Annotated in this window: 11 protein-coding genes; 5 read left to right on the top strand and 6 right to left on the bottom strand. The window is 45.3% G+C overall.

Translation table 11 applies throughout. The features are described 5' to 3' along the window. Positions 1-23: 23 nt before the first annotated feature. Together NI469_RS02615 and dapE are read left to right on the top strand one after the other, a co-directional pair. Entirely contained in the window at positions 24-176 is a 153-nt protein-coding gene (locus NI469_RS02615) for an entericidin A/B family lipoprotein (protein WP_004280704.1), read from the top strand. A 121-nt stretch (positions 177-297) separates the two neighbouring features. Then, complete coding sequence (dapE, locus tag NI469_RS02610) at positions 298-1,434, top strand: succinyl-diaminopimelate desuccinylase (RefSeq protein WP_044111491.1); 1,137 nt, start codon at positions 298-300, stop codon at positions 1,432-1,434. 65 nt (positions 1,435-1,499) lie between these two features. Here dapE and NI469_RS02605 read toward each other — a convergent pair whose 3' ends face one another. The 6 genes from NI469_RS02605 to pilG all read right to left on the bottom strand — a co-directional run bounded on the left by NI469_RS02605 (position 1,500) and on the right by pilG (position 10,019). Then, entirely contained in the window at positions 1,500-1,958 is a 459-nt protein-coding gene (locus NI469_RS02605) for a hypothetical protein (protein ID WP_044111490.1), read from the bottom strand. Positions 1,959-1,961: 3 nt separating this feature from the next. Next, positions 1,962-6,413, bottom strand: coding sequence for a hybrid sensor histidine kinase/response regulator (locus tag NI469_RS02600; protein WP_253174376.1), 4,452 nt, complete (start codon positions 6,411-6,413; stop codon positions 1,962-1,964). A 167-nt stretch (positions 6,414-6,580) separates the two neighbouring features. After that, positions 6,581-8,653 (bottom strand): methyl-accepting chemotaxis protein, encoded by a 2,073-nt coding sequence (locus NI469_RS02595; protein WP_005106253.1) that lies wholly within the window; start codon positions 8,651-8,653, stop codon positions 6,581-6,583. A gap of 46 nt (positions 8,654-8,699) precedes the next feature. Continuing rightward, positions 8,700-9,236, bottom strand: a complete 537-nt coding sequence (locus NI469_RS02590; RefSeq protein ID WP_004280709.1) for a chemotaxis protein CheW — start codon at positions 9,234-9,236, stop codon at positions 8,700-8,702. A 5-nt stretch (positions 9,237-9,241) separates the two neighbouring features. Then, positions 9,242-9,610, bottom strand: a complete 369-nt coding sequence (locus NI469_RS02585; protein WP_004280710.1) for a response regulator — start codon at positions 9,608-9,610, stop codon at positions 9,242-9,244. A gap of 25 nt (positions 9,611-9,635) precedes the next feature. Beyond that, positions 9,636-10,019, bottom strand: coding sequence for a twitching motility response regulator PilG (gene pilG, locus NI469_RS02580; RefSeq protein ID WP_004280711.1), 384 nt, complete (start codon positions 10,017-10,019; stop codon positions 9,636-9,638). 286 nt (positions 10,020-10,305) lie between these two features. Between pilG and NI469_RS02575 the strand changes: the two genes are divergently transcribed. Genes NI469_RS02575 through NI469_RS02565 form a run of 3 tightly spaced genes read left to right on the top strand, consistent with a single transcriptional unit; the run spans position 10,306 to position 15,264 of the window. Then, on the top strand, positions 10,306-10,953 hold the full coding sequence (locus NI469_RS02575; protein WP_004645843.1) for a hypothetical protein: 648 nt from the start codon (positions 10,306-10,308) through the stop codon (positions 10,951-10,953). Positions 10,954-11,004: 51 nt separating this feature from the next. Then, positions 11,005-12,132 (top strand): efflux RND transporter periplasmic adaptor subunit, encoded by a 1,128-nt coding sequence (locus NI469_RS02570; RefSeq protein WP_253174375.1) that lies wholly within the window; start codon positions 11,005-11,007, stop codon positions 12,130-12,132. A 24-nt stretch (positions 12,133-12,156) separates the two neighbouring features. Continuing rightward, the gene (locus NI469_RS02565) at positions 12,157-15,264 is read left to right on the top strand and encodes an efflux RND transporter permease subunit (protein ID WP_253174374.1); all 3,108 of its coding nucleotides are present in this window, start codon (positions 12,157-12,159) and stop codon (positions 15,262-15,264) included. Positions 15,265-15,337 lie beyond the last annotated feature (73 nt).

Genomic DNA, 15,337 nt, shown 5'->3' with positions numbered 1-15,337 from the left:
TTATTATTGATTATACGGAGATGATGATGAAAAAAATTCTTGCTGCTTCATTAATGATGGCTTTTGTATTGACTGGCTGTAACACCGTAAAAGGCATGGGCAAAGATGTGTCTAAGGCTGGCGATGCGGTAACCAATACTGCTGAAAAAACCTCTGACGAAATCCGTCAAAACTAGTTTTTTCCTAAACGCTCACAGAACCCTATCTCAGATAGGGTTTTTTTATATCAGTCGTTCACATTCACGTCTATATTCGCCTATTATAGAACCGAAAAAATTATCGACTGTTGAATACCGTATGAGCTCTTCCGCTACCCTCGATTTAAGCCTGCAACTATTACGTCAGCCTTCTGTCACACCGATTGATCATGACTGCCAGAACATCATGGCTGAACGTTTAAAGAAGATTGGTTTCAACATTGAATCCATGCGCTTTGAAGATGTAGATAATATCTGGGCACGCAAAGGCACAGAAGGTCCGGTCTTCTGTTTTGCTGGCCATACCGATGTCGTGCCAACCGGTAATCTGGATGCCTGGAACTCAGATCCTTTTTTACCTGAAATCCGTGAAGGCAAACTTTATGGTCGTGGCAGTGCCGACATGAAGACCGCTTTAGCAGCTATGGTAGTTGCCACAGAACGTTTTGTAGAAAAATATCCAGACCATAAAGGCTCGATTGCCTACCTGATCACTTCAGATGAAGAAGGCCCGTCGATTAATGGCACGGTGAAAGTGATTGAAACACTGGAAGCGCGTAATGAGAAAATCACCTGGTGTCTGGTCGGTGAACCGTCTAGTACCAATACATTGGGTGATATTGTCAAAAATGGCCGTCGTGGTTCAATAAATGCCAACCTGACTGTAAAAGGCAAACAGGGTCATGTGGCTTATCCGCATCTGGCCGTCAATCCGATTCATACCGCTTCCAAAGCCATTGCTGAACTGTGCGACACAGTCTGGGATCATGGCAACGAATATTTCCCGGCGACGACCTTCCAGATTTCCAATATCAATTCGGGTACAGGCGCAACTAACGTAGTTCCCGGCACCATGAACCTATTGTGCAACTGGCGTTATTCAACTGAAGTGACCGCTGAAGAACTTAAAGCACGTACTTTAGAAATTCTGGATCGTCATGGTGTGGATTATGACATTTCTTGGACTTTATCTGGCCTGCCTTTCCTGACGCCAGTTGGTGAACTAGTAAATGCAGCTAAAACCGCCATTCTGAATGTGACGGGGACTGAAACTGAACTATCGACTTCGGGCGGTACCTCAGATGGCCGCTTTATTGCCCCTACCGGCGCACAGGTACTGGAACTTGGCGTATTGAATGCCACGATTCATCAGATCAATGAACATGTCGATATTGCAGACTTAGAGCCATTGGCTGAAATCTATGAGCAGATTCTCGTGAATTTACTTGCCAATTAAGTAAATTCATAACGCAATAAAAAAGGAACTCCATGGAGTTCCTTTTTTATATTTTATAGCCTGGATTACAGCCCGATTGTAGCCTGAATATTGGTCATATTCGGAATATGGAACAGCTGTTCGTTCATGCGCACATATTGAAAGATGGCAGGATCATTCACCGGCTGATCGACATCGACCACTTCGGAAATACGAATCCGGATGGTTTTCGGCATTTCATTACACATCAGGGCAAAGCGCTGAGTAATTTCATCCCCCTCAATCACCAGTGCCACCCCATTTTGACGTGACGGATCATTCACTGCATAGACCGGTAACTGTGCCTCATGCCATTCTACAGTTTTGACCTGAGTATTGCTATCCAGTGCTGACAGGACAATGTTTTGTGGCAATAACATCGGATCTTTGCCATGACAGTCAATAATATAGGCATCAATAAATCCGGTCGATACCGTAATCAGATGCTGAAGTTCCTGCTGGCTAATCTGATCAGCCATTTTATTGCTTGAATTGGTCTGACTCATATATTACCTCTGTTTTTCAGCAATCAGTTGCTGGATATTGGCCAACAGTTCCGCTTCCTGGAACGGTTTACCCATATAGTGCGTTACGCCCAAGCTGAATGCACGTTCACGATGCTTCTCACCGGTACGTGAGGTAATCATAATAATCGGCAAGTCACGGTGAATATCATGGTGACGAACCAGATTGGTCACTTCGAAACCGTCCATGCGCGGCATTTCGATATCCAGCAACATCAGATCCGGTCTGACGTTTTCAAGCTGCTCGATCGCATCTACGCCATCTTTGGCAGTGACAATATCATAGCCTTGACGTTCAAGCAGACGCGACGTCACTTTACGTACAGTCACCGAGTCATCGACAATCATCACCAGACGACGTGCATTTGAATTACGCGAACCATCACGCTGATCATTCAGCTGTTTGACACGCTGTGTCGCCTGAATCTGGCGGGCAACATTCTGTCCATCGAGAATCAGACAGACCTGACCATCACCCAGAATCGTGGCACCGGCCACTACCCCGACGTTGGCAAACTGCTGTCCAATCGGTTTTACTACAATCTGCGCTCGTGAACCGACCAACTGATCGACCAGCAAGGCAATGGTTTGACCACTATTACCTTTAATCAACAGCACCGGCAATGAATGACCAACATTATTCAGACGTGGAATCGGCTGGTTGCCAACAAACTCAGACAGATAACGCAGCTTATAGTTTGCGCCATCGATCTTGAAATAGTCATCTTTACTGTTGAAATAGCTTTCCAATGTGGTCGGTGCAATACGCACAATTCGGTCAATCTGCGCCAGAGAAATCGCATATTGCTGATCGCCCACTTTCACCATCAAGGCATCGCTGACCGCTACGGTCGTCGGTACGCGAATCGTAAAGACCGTACCCTTGCCCAGTTCCGAGCTCACTGACACATGGCCGCCCAGTGATTTGATCTCGCTTTGTACCACATCCAGACCGACACCACGACCAGAAATCTGGGTCACTGCTTTCGCGGTACTGAAACCAGGATGGAAGATAAATTGCAGGATTTCTTCCTGATCAATGACTTGATCCGCTTTGATTAGATCCAGACTCAGCGCTTTTTCACGAATCTTCTCCGCATCGATCCCCTTACCATCATCACTAAAGGACACGATTACATCGGTTCCCTGACGGCTGATGTTCAAGACAATAGAACCGACTTCCGGCTTGTTCAGTGCGATACGATCTGCAGTATCTTCCAGACCATGGTCAATCGCGTTACGCAGCATATGCTCAAATGGGGTGACCAGTCGCTCGAGAATGTTACGATCCAGTTCACCTTCGGTATTCTGTACGATCAGTTCTGCAGGACGGTTCAAGGTGGTCGAGGTTTGACGCACGATACGCTGTAAACGCGGCAACATCCGATCAAATGGAACCAGACGGGTACGCATCAGGCTTTCCTGAATCTCGGCCTGAATACGGGATTGTTGCAATAACAGACCTTCAGTTTCGCGAATCTTGTCGGCCAGTGTACTCTTGAAGTCGACCAAATCCGATGCAGATTCTGCCAGTGATTTGGACAGCTGGTTTAGAGAGGAATATTGGTCCATTTCTAGCGGGTCAAAGTCGGCATAACGCGAATTCTCTGAACCATGTTTGGCAATAATCTGTGATTCCAGCTCGCCTTCCATTCGACGTAACTGATCGGCAAGACGCTTGATCGCCAGTTCCATCTCGTTCAAGGTATTGCCCAACTGACCCAGGTCCATCTCGATACGCGAACGGTTAATCGAGTTCTCACCGGACAGGTCAATCATCTTCTCGACCAGATCAGCAGAGATACGGATCATCTCGTTATTACTATCGCTGGTACCGCTATTCGCCCATTCACCCATCATCCGTGGCGGTTCAGTACCATCACCTTCAACAAAGCCGAAGTCGGTGCTGACTACAAGATTATCTGTTTTCGCCAGACGCTCAGGCAACTGTGCAGTAACGTCCACATAAGCAATCTTTTTCAGACTACTGTGCAGCGGCTCAAAACCGCTATAGTCGCGTTGGAAAATCGCCTGTCTTAACCAGACCAGCGTTTTCTGCAGTAAGCCATCATAGGCATTTGAGTTAAATTGATAGACCGCAAACTGTTCGAAAGTCGTTTCCAGCTCATAGGCAATACTGGCCACTTCTTCAACATCTACCATACGTGCGCCACCCTTGATACTGTGGGCAGCACGCTGTAATTGCAGCAATAAACTACGGTCACTACGCTGGTCAAACCATTGACTGAGGAGCTTCTCGGCATTCGCCAGAATCTCTTCGGATTCTTCGAGGAAAGATTCTTCAACAATCGATTTCAGCTCGTCTTCTTCAGAACGTTCTACTGGTGTGTCTTCAATAGGCTTAGGAGATTCCAAGATTTCCAGTAATTCTTCAGCTTCAGCCAGATCAGTCGCAGGCTGTTGAGTCGCTGTGGATTCTTCAAGTTGCGGCTCAGAAATTGATGTCGCTTCGACCTCTGCAACTTCAACTACAGCGCCCATGCTTTGAACAGCAGCAACAGCTTGTCCAAACACCAGCGCCTGAATATTTTGCAAAATCGCAATCGCTTCTGGTGCAGGATAATCAATACCGTCTTCCCGAATCGATTGAATACGATCGGAAATGTTGTCCTGTACTAGGCGAATAATTTGGATTAAAGCAGGTGTCACGGCAATTTGCTGACGGATCACACGCTCATAAATACTTTCCAGTTCATGCGCAATCAAACCGATATGCGAAGCTGCAATCATGTTTGCACCACCTTTTAAGGTATGCAAATGACGCATCAGATTGTTCAGTGAAGTCGTATCATCCTGTTTTTTGCTCCAGGTATTCAGATCTTCATCAATGCCTGCGAGCAATTCATCCGCTTCTTCCAGGAAGATACTTAATAATTCTTCATCAAAATCACGGTTGGTTTCAGTACTTTGCTGCTGCTGACGATCCGCAGCGATGCGTTGGCTCAAGCCAGCAAAATCGACACTGCCAGTCGCAACAGTTTCAGCCACCTGTGTGGCCTCTGAGCTTAGCTCAACATTCTGATTGGTATTATCTTCAGCAAATATTTCCAGATCCTGCTGCACAAATGCAGACAGTTCACTGAGTATTTTTTGAATTTCATCATTCAGAATGACGCGCTGTCCTGCGGCCAAGGTATCAAATAAATGAATAAATTCCTGGTGCGCCTGTGCGAACAATTCATAGGCATAATCGCTATTTAGCAGTACTGGCTTTTCAAGCAGCGCATCATAAGCCGATTTCAGATCGGCAGTGAATTCATGAATTCCCTGCGCTGCCCGGCTTTCTGTATGTGCTAGCAATTCTGCAGCCTGCTGGCTAAGTGCCTGAATATATTCCGGATAATCGACTTGGGCGCGTTTATCAAATTCAAACTCGGCATCCAATAACAGATCAATATCCAGCTCAACCAGTTTGGACACCAAGCCTTGCGTCTGAATGCTATTGGTTTCAGTAACTGCAAAGCCATAATCATGCCAGACACGCTCAAAGGTGGCGTATACCGCATCCAGTTTTGCAGTATTGCCCTGACGTAGCAGGTGCAGATAGTCACTCACGAACTCCGCATACTGAATCAGCAAAGCAGTTTCTTTTGAAGTAGAAGCAATTTCATCCTGTAGCAAAGTTTTGAACAGATGTTCCACCTTGGAACTGGCTTCAAAAATCTGGTCAATCTGCGCCATGGATGAACTGCCGCGCAAAGTATGAATCGCACGAATCAGCGCATTATAATCTTGTGATTTTTCATCTTCAGTGCGAAGGAAGGTAGCAATCGTATCCAGATGCTCTTCTGCTTCTTCAATAAAGATCGCCACAGTTTCTTCGATATCACTGCGAACCGGTACTTCTACTGGCGCTATTGTTAGCTCAACTTCACTTGGCTCATTGTCTGCAAGCTCAAGACCTGTCATCTGACCTTCAGCGGTCAAATGATCTGCCAATGCCAGTAATTCTTCCAATGCAGGTTCAGGCGAAATTTGTTGTTGTAATTGTTGTCCCAACAGCACCATTGGACGCAGATCGAGATCCAATTGCTGTACATGTTTGAATTTTGGATATAAAGCATATTGATAGACATTCAGTACCGCTTGGGCAAATTTCTGTACCGTCGGTGTTAGCTGAATCGAACCGGACAAAACCCGGTTTAAGGTATCTTCAACCGCCCAGGCCATTTCCCCTGCCGATTTTGCCCCGACCATGCGGCCTGAACCTTTCAGGGTGTGAAAATGGCGGCGAATGGTCTTCAGATTTTCTTGATGATCTGGATTGCTCAACCATTCTGGAAATAAAGCATTTAACTCAACGAAGATCTCTTCGATTTCCTCAACAAAAATTTCAAGAATTTCTGCATCTTGGTCAAGATAACTATCTTCAGGAAGCGTTGTCGTTTCAACTAAATTTTTTAATATTTCTTTCATAGCTCATGCTTCTTACGTTATGCCGCCAAGAAGGGCGCTCAAACTTAATTGTGACCGTCACGCGATACCTAACGTATGAAGTTAAGTACATCTTGTCGAGGCTTTATCTGTATTTTCTGAATGTGTCTCAACCGCGGTCAAGACACATTTCCCCATCATGTCTGACTTTATTCTGGTAGTTTAAAGTCAGATACAGATTCACGTAATGCATCGGCCATGTTTGCCAGTTCAGATACTGAACGTGCTGTATCGAAGGTTGCACTGGTGGTTTGCGAGGTAATTTCCTGTACGACATTCATCGTGGTCGCAATATGACCTGCAGATGCTGACTGCAGTTTCGCAGCATCAGAAATGTTCGCAATCAGTTTCGCAAGGTTGTTCGATACTGTTTGAATCTCATCTAGTGCTACACCGGCATCTTTAGACAAGTTCGCACCACGTACAACTTCCGATGTAGTTTGTTCCATCGAAATAACGGCTTCGTTCGTATCCGTTTGAATGGTTTTTACCAGGCCTTCAATCTGCTTGGTTGCAGAAGCTGAACGTTCCGCAAGACGCTGTACTTCATCGGCTACGACCGCGAAACCACGACCTGCTTCACCGGCCATCGATGCCTGAATTGCTGCGTTTAATGCCAGGATGTTCGTCTGGTCAGCAATATCGTTAATCAAGGCTACGATGTTACCAATTTCCTGAGAAGATTCACCCAAACGTTTAATACGTTTTGAAGTTTCCTGAATCTGTTCACGAATCGTGTCCATACCCTCAATCGAGCGATGTACGACATCCGCACCGTTTGCAGCAATTTGTACTGAACGCTCTGCTACCACCGCTGATTCATCGGCGTTGGCAGATACCTGGTCAATCGACAGTGCCATTTCGTTAATCGCTGCAGAAGCACCAGCAATTTCTTGTGCCTGATGCTCAGATGCTTCAGCTAACTGGTTGGTAATGCTTTGTGTAGTTGCAGTATATTGCGCAACTTCTTGTGAAGTTTCAGTAATACGCGATACCAGGTCACGTAACTGGTCAATCGCAAAGTTAATCGAGTCGGCAATTGCACCAGTAAAGTCTTCAGATACTGTTGCATATGAACGCAAGTCACCGTCTGCAAGATCGGCGATCTCATCCAGTAAACGTAAAATCGCATTCTGGTTACGGTCATATTCTTCTTGTAAACGGCCTACACGCTGCTTATCCGACAAGCCACGCAGAGAAAGTAACTTGAATACACACAGCAAGAAACCGACTAATAATGCGATCAGAAGGACTGCCGGAACAACCGTTTTAAGACCTGAGTTACCCGATAATTTATTCAGGTTGTCCAAAAGCACATCAGATTGAGAAAAAATAGATGCGGCTGCCTGACGAACTTTTACGATCTGTGTAGAGTTTTTCAGAATAATCGCTGATGCAGATTCCAGTACGTCATCATATTCAGCCTTGATGCCTTCCAGAGATTCACGCAGGGTTGGATCAGCAATACGCTGTACACCCAGTTCAGCAGAACCATTTAACTGTGCATTCAGATAAGAACCAAAAGTTTCGGTATCGGCACTGAAGTCATCCGCAGATTCACGTGAACCATCATTACCTGTCAGTACCAAACTGATTGAACGTAAGATACGTTCTGCAATGAATACCTGGTTTTTGGCAATAACCACCTGGTTCGATGGCATATCTTGACGTGCCATCTGGTCGACCATCAAGTTATATTCCGCCTGAATCCCCGGAATCGCTTCACCAATCGCGATGTTGGTGTCGTATAACTGGTTAATAATCTTTTGTTGCGAGGTAATCAGATCAATACTGCTGGATACTTCTGTCCACTGTTTATCAACAGCTTGCAAAGCATCATTGTTAGAGTGAATACTTTTAACTGTCTCAAGATTTTCAGCAAAAGCTTTTTGCGAGTCAGTGAGGTTCTTCATGGCCTCAGGCGTACCCGAAGCTGTCGCTTCAGTCGCTTGGCGCGAAATCGTTTGCGAGAGGAGACGCAAATCACCCAGACTTTGAGTGAGTTCGTTGGTGCGTGGAACACTATAAAAAAGATACAATAAAGTGATCAGTGCGGCTAAAAGACAGCCTGCTGCTCCATAGATCAGCGGTTTTGATTTTTCACTATCACCAAATACACGTGATAACTGATCTACTTGCGTTTGAATCTTAGCTAAAAAAGCATTACCGCCTTTGCGGCCAGTGCTCTCACCTGTATTTTTCTTTTTAAGTTTAAAGCCCATGCAGCCTCTCCCCGGTTGACGCCTTGCTTACTTTCGAGCGCGACATTTAATTTATAAATTTTATAGATGCGTTCATAAATTTTGGATTTTGCAACAGACGACTGAATAAAAACACATGCCACTGCTGGTTGTGCTGATGGAAAAACCCCTGACAATATTCTTGTAAGTTTTTATCCAATTCAGATTTCTTCGAAAAGAAACTTTTCTTATTGAAATGTTGTATACCCAAAACTTGATCTACGACCAAACCCACATACTGGTCATTATGGTTGATGCATAATACTTTTTGAGTCGGTGAAAATTGACTGCTCTGCCCTGATACGTACTGCGTCAGATCAGAAACCGATAACAGTCTTCCCCGGATATTCGCCAGACCCAACACCCATGCTTGCGTCTTGGGTACCGGCGTATATTCTGGGGGATAAATCACTTCTGATACTTCCCCCAGCGGGGCAACAAAATATTGCCCCATCATCTCAAAAGCAATGCCCGACCATCGGTTAACTTCATTGCCATTGGAAACGTAGTTTTTATTTCCACGTTTCGCAATGCGAAGCAATTCGATAAATCCATTTGCTGCCATAGAGCTTATCCTGCATTGAGGTGCTGCTTAATTACATCTATTAATTGTTTTTCATCGACTGGTTTTGTTAGATAATCCGCTGCGCCTTGACGCTTGCCCCATACACGGTCAGTGGCCTGATCCTTAGTACTGACAATCACGATTGGAATATGTTTGGTCGTTGCACCACGTGCAATCTGGCGGGTCGCCTGAAAACCATTCACGCCCGGCATAACCACATCCATCAGGACTAGGTCCGGCAATTCTGCCTGTGCCATGGTGACGCCATCTGCGCCATTGGCTGCTTCAATCACCTCAAAGCCGTGTTTAGAAAGAATCTCTCTAAAGCGAAAAGTTTCTGTCGGTGAGTCATCCACAATTAGGATACGTGCCATGCCAATTCCCCAAAAAAATCAAATATTAAGCACTAATATGGTTACGGATTGCATTGAGCAATTCATCTTTACTAAAAGGTTTAGTCAGGTATTCATCTGAACCCACGACACGACCTTTGGCCTGATCAAATAAGCCATCTTTACTCGATAGCATAATCACAGGAATATTCTGGTAATTCTGAGAGTTTTTGATTAAGGCGCAGGTTTGATAACCATCCAGGCGCGGCATCATAATATCTACAAAAACGATATCTGGATTTGCTTCGGCAATTTTTGACAAAGCCTCAAAACCGTCTACTGCAGTAATGACCTCATAACCTTCGCGTTGAAGAAGAGTTTCCGCAGTACGACGAATGGTCTTTGAGTCATCAATAACCATAATTTTTAGATTTTGGAATTTATCGTCCATTTGTTTAACCCTTCCCATTTTAGAAACTATATGCCATAAGGCTCATAGGATTATTTTATTACGATCGATAAACATTTTTAACATAAAGTCACTTGTATTATCAATGAACATTTTCTACACAAGTAGACAAAATCATTTATTTTTAATAACAGCTTCACATTTTCTTATCGTTATTGGTTTTTTTTTGACTAACGGTAGTTTTTTATTGATAAATTTAAGTCTAATATAACAAGATTATTACTTTAAAATAAGTAATTTAGTCAACTTTAAATTCGGGGAGCCAATGATGAGTCAGTTTTTAAGAAAACTTGCTGTCATTGATAAAAATAAAATGACTGGTCAATTCATTGTTGTTGTGCTGCTACTGTTACAGGTGAGCTTAACGTGTGCGAGTAGTAACCAACTCCCGCAAAAAGCCACTTGGTATCGTTATTATGACAGCAAGGGTGTGGCCAATATCAGTACTAATGTCACGCCAAATCATATCCGTTATGGCTATGAAGCACTTGACCAGAATATGCAGGTGATTAAGCGTGCCCGTCCTTATAATGCCGAAGCGGATATCAGGCAAGCGCCACAACGTGCCCAACAGGCGCAGCGAATTGCCGAAGATCATAAACTCAAGCGTGCTTATAACAATAGCCAGACCGCTTTACAGAAAAAGAATGACAGCCTGGTCCAGTTAAAAAAACAGATTGATTTTCAGCAAGAACAAATGAAGCAACTGCAAAAAGATCGGGTCATGTTTGTGCGTCAGGAACGTGAATATTTACGTAAAGGTAAAACCCCACCGGCACAGCTGAAAACAACATTAGACAATAACCAGAAAAATCTCGCTTCCCAGAAAGAAAATATTCAATCTTTACAAAGTCGCTATCGAAATCTGGAAGCAGAATACGACAAAATTATCGCCCGTTTAAAAGCACTTGAATAAATACAAATAGCTAGCCGTGGTTTTGATCCATAGCCAGCTAAAAGGACTCATATGCAAACTGCACCGCATTCTCATGATTTAAATATGCCTTCCCCGCGCTCTATCCTGATCATGAGTGCACTTTGCTTAAATATGTTTTTAGTGGCTTGTGATAAAAATGAACCCGTACAGCAAACCGAAACAGCCAAATCCATTGAAGTCATTCCTCAAGATCTAGTTGCAGTTCAATCTGGCAATTCAGTTCAAAAAACCGCATTCACCGGCACCATTCGTGCAGTCAATCAAAGCAGCATACAGTCACAGGTCTCTGCTACTGCCACCAGCGTAAACGCACAGGTAGGTCAAACAGTTGCCAAGGGACAAGTGCTGGTACGCCTGAATAATCAGGACAATGCAGCTCGTCTGGCACAGGCGCGTGCGAATCTGGCCTCAACTCAAGCGCAAGCCAATCAGGCGCACAACATGATGCAGCGTAAAAAGCGTCTGCTCGATCAGGGGTTTATTTCAAAAGTAGAATATGAACAAAGTCAGGTCGATTATCAGGCCCAGCTTGAAAATGTCCGCGCCCAGCAAGCCAATGTCGATATTGCCCAGAAAGCAGATCGCGATGGCACCATGACCAGCCCGATCAGTGGCGTGATTACCCAGCGTCAGGTTGAACCCGGCCAAACCGTGGCGATTGGACAAACCCTGTTTGAAATCGTTGATCCAAAACGACTGGAAATTCAGGCACGCGTACCCAGTGATCTGCAATCAGGTTTAAAACTGGGCAGTCAGGTCGAATACACTATTCAAGGGAACCCAAATCGGCTCACTGCCGTAATTAGCCGGATTTCCCCGATCGCAGATCAGGCCAGTCGCCAGATCGAATTCTTTGCCACGCCAAATGAAACAATTCCCTCACTTAGCATTGGCTCCTTTGTCGAAGGCAACATTCTGAGTTCACAACAGATCTCTGGCCAGCTGATTCCATTAGATACTGTCCAGGATATCCAGAGCAAACCCTATGTCTGGGTGATTCGCCAGAATAAAATTATCAAGGTCAATGTTCAGGTTCTAGAACAGCGTTATAGCGACAACATTGCCGTGGTTCAAGGACTGGAAAATGGCGATCAGGTCAGCCGGGTTAAGTTTAGCGAAGCCGATCTGCAAAAAACTGTCACCCTTCGCGCCAACTAAAACCATTCATACAGGATCATTGACATGTGGTTTACCCGAATTAGTGTGAAGTATCCGGTTTTCACCATCATGATGATGTTCTGTTTGATGGTACTGGGACTGGCTTCCTGGCAGCGGATGGGCGTTGAAGAATTTCCTGATGTCGATTTCCCTTTTGTGGTGATCTATACCAACTATCCGGGCGCTTCTCCGGAAACGGTTGAATCGGAAATTACCAAAAAACTTGAAGATCAGATCAATACCATTTCCGGTTTAAAACAGGTGATTTCCCAATCCAGTGAAGGCCTGTCCATCATCACCACCGAATTTAATCTGGATGTCACGTCGACCACTGCAGCTCAAGATGTGCGGGATAAAATCGCCTCTGTGACTGCTGAATTCCGTGATGAAATTCAGGAGCCGATTGTCGAACGTTATGACCCGACGGCGAATGCGGTAATGTCGATCGTATTTGAATCCGACAATATGGATGTGAAAGCGCTCAGTTCCTATCTGGACCAGCGGATTGTGCCACAATTGCGCACAGTCCCGGGAGTCGGAACGGTCAACCTGCTTGGTGATGCGCAGCGCCAGATCCGGATTCAGGTGGAACCGCAAAAACTACAAGCTTTTGGCATCGGTGTGGACAGTGTGATTAACACCTTAAAGGCCGAGAATATTGAAGTCCCGGGGGGGACGCTTAAATCGGGTAATTCGGAACTGGTCATTGAAATCAATTCCAAAGTGCTGCATCCCCTTGCCTTCGGCGATCTGGTCATTGCCAATAAAAATGGCATACCGATTTTTCTCAGACAAGTGGCTAATATTCAAGACAGTCAGGCTGAGCTGGAATCCGCAGCTTTTCTGAATGGTAAAACCGCAGTGGCGATTGACATTTTGCGTAGTTCAGATGCAAACGTCATTGAAGTAGTAGACAAGAGCTACGCAGCTTTAGAAAGTATTGAGGCGCAGCTTCCTCAAGGCACTACTTTACAAGTAGTGGTAGATTCCTCTAAAAGTATCCGCGGCACCATTGGCGATGTAGCCCGAACCATTATTGAAGGTGCGGTACTGGCTGTGCTGATTGTCCTACTTTTTCTGGGTTCTTTCCGTTCAACCGTGATTACCGGCTTAACCCTGCCCATTGCACTTTTGGGTACGCTGACCTTTATCTGGGCCTTTGGTTTTAGCATCAATATGATGACTTTGTTGGCGCTGTCCCTAAGTATTGGTCTGCTGATCGATGATGCGATTGTGGTGCGTGAAAATATTGTCCGGCATACCGACATGGGCAAAGATCACGTGACTGCTGCACTCGATGGCACCAAAGAAATTGGCTTAGCCGTGCTGGCCACGACACTGACCATTGTCGCCGTATTTCTGCCTGTGGCCTTTATGGGCGGAATTATTGGTCGTTTCTTCTACCAGTTCGGGGTCACGGTGAGTATGGCCGTTCTGATCTCGATGTTTGTCAGCTTTACCCTGGACCCGATGCTTTCTGCGCACTGGGCAGAAAAGAAAAAAGATCCAAACAAAAAACCAGGTCGGGTGAAACGTTTCTTTAGCTGGATCTCTGGCAAGCTAGATAACTTAAGCCATGTCTATGAAAAATTATTAAAACTGGCATTGCGCTTCAGATTAATTACCTTAATGATTGCTGTGGCTTCATTATTTGGTGCTCTGGGTTTATCCAAACTGATCGGCACCGAATTTGTACCGGTTCCCGATAAAGGCGAAATCCGGATCAAGTTTGAAACACCGGTCGATTCATCGCTTGAATATTCTCAGGCCAAACTGCAACAGGTGGATCAGATTATTCGTCAACATCCGGAGGTCAAAGCCACCTATGGAGTGATTAATGGCGCAACTGACCGCGGTAAAAACCATGTCAGTTTACGGGTGACTGTAACGCCGCGTACCGAACGCGAAAAGACCCTGAATGACCTGAATAATGAATTCCGTCAGCGTCTACAATCGGTTGCAGGAATCAGCATTACCTCGGTGGCATCCGCCGATGAAACCGTTTCAGGTGGCCAGAAGCCGATCATGATCTCGATCAAAGGCCCAGATCTGGATCAACTACAAAAAATTTCTGATCGCTTTATGACGGAAATGGCGAAGATTAATGGCATTGTCGATCTGGAAACTTCATTAAAAGAACCCAAGCCGACCCTCGATGTACAGATCAATCGTGTCTTGGCCAGTGATTTAGGTTTATCGGTCAATCAGATTGCCAATGTGGTGCGTCCGCTGATTGCCGGTGATGATGTTACCACCTGGCAGGATGAAAAAGGTGAAACCTATGATGTGAATCTGCGCCTGACCGAAGACCAGCGCAGCTTGCCTAGCGATTTACAGAATATGTTTATCACCTCGAATAAAACGGATACCAATAATCAACCTATTTTGATTCCGCTTTCGAGCGTGGCCAAATTTGAAGAAAAGCTCGGCGCTTCACAAATTAACCGACGTGATCTGGCTCGTGAAGTTCTGGTCGAGGCCAATACTTCAGGACGTCCTGCAGGCGACATCGGGACGGATATCAGCCGCTTGCAAGAAAATTTCGATATGCCACCGGGTTATAGTTTCGACACTCAAGGCTCCAATGCCGACATGGCAGAATCCGCAGGTTATGCACTGACTGCGATTACCCTGTCGATTGTCTTTATCTATATTGTGCTCGGTTCACAGTTCAATAGCTTTATCCATCCTGCAGCAATTATGGCCTCACTGCCATTGTCACTGATTGGCGTGTTTCTGGCCTTGTTCCTGTTTAACTCAACCATGAACCTGTTCTCGATTATCGGCATTATTATGCTGATGGGATTGGTAACCAAGAATGCGATTCTGCTGATCGACTTTATCAAGAAAGCCATGGATCGCGGTGAAAACCGCTATGATGCGATTATTGCCGCTGGTAAAACCCGTTTGCGTCCTATTCTGATGACTACCAGCGCGATGGTCATGGGCATGGTGCCACTTTCCCTAGGGCTAGGTGAAGGTGGCGAACAAAGTGCACCGATGGCGCATGCGGTGATTGGTGGCGTGATTACCTCTACCCTGCTGACCTTGGTGGTGGTGCCGGTGATCTTTACCTACCTGGATGACTTTAAGAATTTTATGCTGCGTCAGGCACGTAAAATCATGGCATAATTTAATGCAACACAATGAGGTGACATTCCCAAATGCTCACCTCATTTTTTATTGTATAATCCCTGCTTTAACG

The sequence above is a fragment of the Acinetobacter lwoffii genome, from assembly GCF_024129735.1.
GTDB lineage: Bacteria > Pseudomonadota > Gammaproteobacteria > Pseudomonadales > Moraxellaceae > Acinetobacter > Acinetobacter lwoffii_H.
Note: the sequence above shows the minus strand (reverse complement) of the source record. Positions and strands in the feature narration are given on the sequence as shown.

Excerpts from the sequence above, each read along its gene's own strand:
- NI469_RS02615 (WP_004280704.1), top strand. The coding sequence starts at position 24 with ATGATGAAAAAAATTCTTGCTGCTTCATTAATGATGGCTTTTGTATTG.
- dapE (WP_044111491.1), top strand. The coding sequence starts at position 298 with ATGAGCTCTTCCGCTACCCTCGATTTAAGCCTGCAACTATTACGTCAG.
- NI469_RS02605 (WP_044111490.1), bottom strand. The coding sequence starts at position 1,958 with ATGAGTCAGACCAATTCAAGCAATAAAATGGCTGATCAGATTAGCCAG.
- NI469_RS02600 (WP_253174376.1), bottom strand. The coding sequence starts at position 6,413 with ATGAAAGAAATATTAAAAAATTTAGTTGAAACGACAACGCTTCCTGAA.
- NI469_RS02595 (WP_005106253.1), bottom strand. The coding sequence starts at position 8,653 with ATGGGCTTTAAACTTAAAAAGAAAAATACAGGTGAGAGCACTGGCCGC.
- NI469_RS02590 (WP_004280709.1), bottom strand. The coding sequence starts at position 9,236 with ATGGCAGCAAATGGATTTATCGAATTGCTTCGCATTGCGAAACGTGGA.
- NI469_RS02585 (WP_004280710.1), bottom strand. The coding sequence starts at position 9,610 with ATGGCACGTATCCTAATTGTGGATGACTCACCGACAGAAACTTTTCGC.
- pilG (WP_004280711.1), bottom strand. The coding sequence starts at position 10,019 with ATGGACGATAAATTCCAAAATCTAAAAATTATGGTTATTGATGACTCA.
- NI469_RS02575 (WP_004645843.1), top strand. The coding sequence starts at position 10,306 with ATGAGTCAGTTTTTAAGAAAACTTGCTGTCATTGATAAAAATAAAATG.
- NI469_RS02570 (WP_253174375.1), top strand. The coding sequence starts at position 11,005 with ATGCAAACTGCACCGCATTCTCATGATTTAAATATGCCTTCCCCGCGC.
- NI469_RS02565 (WP_253174374.1), top strand. The coding sequence starts at position 12,157 with ATGTGGTTTACCCGAATTAGTGTGAAGTATCCGGTTTTCACCATCATG.